This is a genomic window from Faecalibacillus sp. MSK20_93, assembly GCF_020589945.1.
Lineage (GTDB): Bacteria > Bacillota_I > Bacilli_A > Erysipelotrichales > Coprobacillaceae > Faecalibacillus > Faecalibacillus intestinalis.
In genome coordinates, this window is record NZ_JAJDKA010000105.1 from 1 (window position 1) to 3084 (window position 3084).

Annotated in this window: 1 protein-coding gene; it reads right to left on the bottom strand. The window is 30.6% G+C overall.

The features are described 5' to 3' along the window. Positions 1-3084 (bottom strand): family 20 glycosylhydrolase (locus tag LJD34_RS15640; protein ID WP_227360333.1); only part of this gene is annotated, 3084 nt, incomplete at both ends.

The window sequence follows — 3084 nt, forward strand, 5'->3', positions numbered from 1 at the left end:
ATCCTTTAATAGCCTTATCTAAATCATCATAAGCCTTATCAACTTGTTCTTGAGTGGCAGTTTTATTTTCTAAAACTTTTAATGCCTTATTATAAGAAGTTTTTAAATCATTCCATGAATCTACTGTATAATCAGCTTCGTTTAATTTTTGTACTTCTTCTATTAATCTTGATAAATCAGTAGTATCAGCTGCATTTTTTAATGCATCGATAGCATTTCTTAAATTTGTTTCTACAGTTGTAGTATCAGTAGTACCTTTAACATATTCCTTTTGACCAGCGATTAAAGCATCAACCATATTAGACACTAAAACGGAAGACTTACCGCTTATATCTAATTCTTCAGCTTCATTAATCATATCTCTTAAAGTGTTATCTTCTTGTGGTTGTTCATAAGCAAATTTTACTTCAGAAACTTGATACCAATAACCTGGTTTAGCTACAGTTAAACGGACTCTGACATATTTTACTGCTGTTTTTTCAAATGTTGCTGTGTAATCTAAATCATTTTCCGTAATTGATCCAACTTTAGTCCATGTTTCACCATCTAATGAAACTTCAATATCTGCACCTTTTAAAGCATCAGCACCTACATTAGAAGGTTGAATAACTTGAACACTTGTCATGTTGACAGCTGTAGGAAAAGTAAATTTAAATTCTTTATCCGCTGCTTGTTCTTGTCCAAACCAGCACTTAGTATTCAAATCGTTATCTAACATTTTTTCATAACTATATTCTTTAGTTGGATACCATTGATTCTTTTCGTAATAGTTATCTGTAGCGGTAATTGTTGGAATGTTTCCATCAGGTTTTACTAAGTTTGATTTAGCAGTTTTAATTGCTTCATAAGCTCCTTTAGCAGTCTCAGCATTTAAAGTATCGCTAGATAATAATGCTTTACCAGCATCTACAGCTTGTTTATATGCTTCATATCCACCAACATAATCATCTTGTTTTAGTGGATATGTACTTTGTACATATAATGAATAATATTCTATTTTAACTGCTTTTGCTTTAGCTTCGATAAGTTCATCATATACTTCATCTACTTCTGCCTGTGTTGCATCAGTTTTATCATTAATAGCTTTAGCAGCTATTAATGCTGTTTTATATTCACTAAATGTTTCATTGATATAATCTTTTTCTTTTAATGCATTTGTTACTTCATTATTTAAAGCTGCTTTATCTGTATATAATTCATAAGTAAATACATAAACAGCACCTTCTTTAGTATAAGTACCAGTAATTGGTTTATTATCAATTACACGATATCCATAAATAGGATCTGCACTAAATTCAAATTTTTCACCAACTGTTCCGTATTTAATTACTTCATGTTTTAATTCTTGATTGTTTTCATCTACGAAACGAATAGTAATTTTACCTAAATCACCCGCTGTTAAGAATTCCCCAACATCTGGTAATGTAGATCCTTTTTCAAATCCAGCAACATTACCTAATTTAGTATAATTTTCTTGGAAACTATCAAAATCAGTAATTGAATTACTACTTGTATTCCATGATTTAGAAGCTAATGCACGTAACTCATCAGCAATATCTTCAGTAATTACATCTTCACTACATAAATTTGGATTATCACACCAAATTGCCAATGAAGCACCCTTGATAAAATCAGAACCATCATTTACAGCTGGATTTCCTTGGAATTTTCCAGGTGACCATTCATTATAGATTTTACGATCTGCATTTAAGTTATCAAATGAATGTTGTTCTCTGCCATCTGTAGGTTTACTATTACGTAATACATAATAGAAAAAGCTTGCATTGATATTGTAAATTGTATCATGGCCTTTATTAATGAATGTTTGTAAATTTGCAATACTTGAATTCCATGACATTTGTGACCAGAAATCAATTCCAATATAGTCATGCATTTTTATTTTTTGTGCACCTTCATAAGAATTTTCACCATAATAAACACCATCATTCCAAATTCTTGGTGTAAATCCACGATTATGTACATATTCTGCTAAATCATTGATATATCCAGCAATTACATCTTTCCAAATATATCCTTGACCATATTTTTTAACTGCATATGAATTTAATACACTCTTATATTCTGTAGTAAATGGTGCACGGTCAAACTCCATATACTCATCGCCACCAATATGGAAATCAGTACATCCTTCAAATAGATCCATATATTCATCATATAAACTACGAATATATGCAATAGCTTCAGGATTAGTAACATCTAAACCAGATTTATAATGATTTCCACTAGTATTAACTTGCCCATATTCTGGATGAGCTTTTAAAATTTGATCAACATGACCTGGACTATCAAATGATGGAATAACATTAATACCATATTTTTTAGCTTCTGCTAATATTTCTCTCACTTCTGTCTTTGTTAAATATTGATCAGAAACGATAGATGGATCTGTTTCACATTCAATTCTAAATCCCATATTTTCAGAAAAATGAATTTGAAGAGCATTCATTTTCATATATGACATTTCTCTAATTTGACGAATAAACCAATCTTTAGAAATATATTTTCTAGCACAATCGACATGTACTCTGCGTTCTGCAACATTTGGATAATCTACGATTTCACCGTAAACTAATCCATCGTTAGTAATAATCAAATTTTGGATTGTTCTTAATCCGTGCATAATAGCATTTTCACTAGCACCAGTTAAACGAACTCCATTTTCTCCAATAGTGATTTTATATGCTTCTTTACTATTAGAGCTACTAGTAATTGAACTTGTTTGATCAATATCAATCAAAATATCTCCATAACTCACATCTTTTTCTTGAGCATAAACCATTGCTAACGGAGATGAAATAATTTCTTTTTCAACAAATTCTGAATTTACTAATTTTACCACTTCTTGTAATCTTGCATTTTCGATATTAGTTTGATTTGCTAAAACAGCTAATCGACTATCGTCAGTCATTTTCCAAACTTTATGGCTACTATCTGCTTTGTAAGATTGAAGAATAGGATTTGTTAATGCTTGTAATTGTTGATCTGTAAGGTTTGAAATACTGTCGCTAGATGTTGTTGCAACATTGCCTTTAGCTAAAACTGCCTGAAAACCGACTGCTTGAC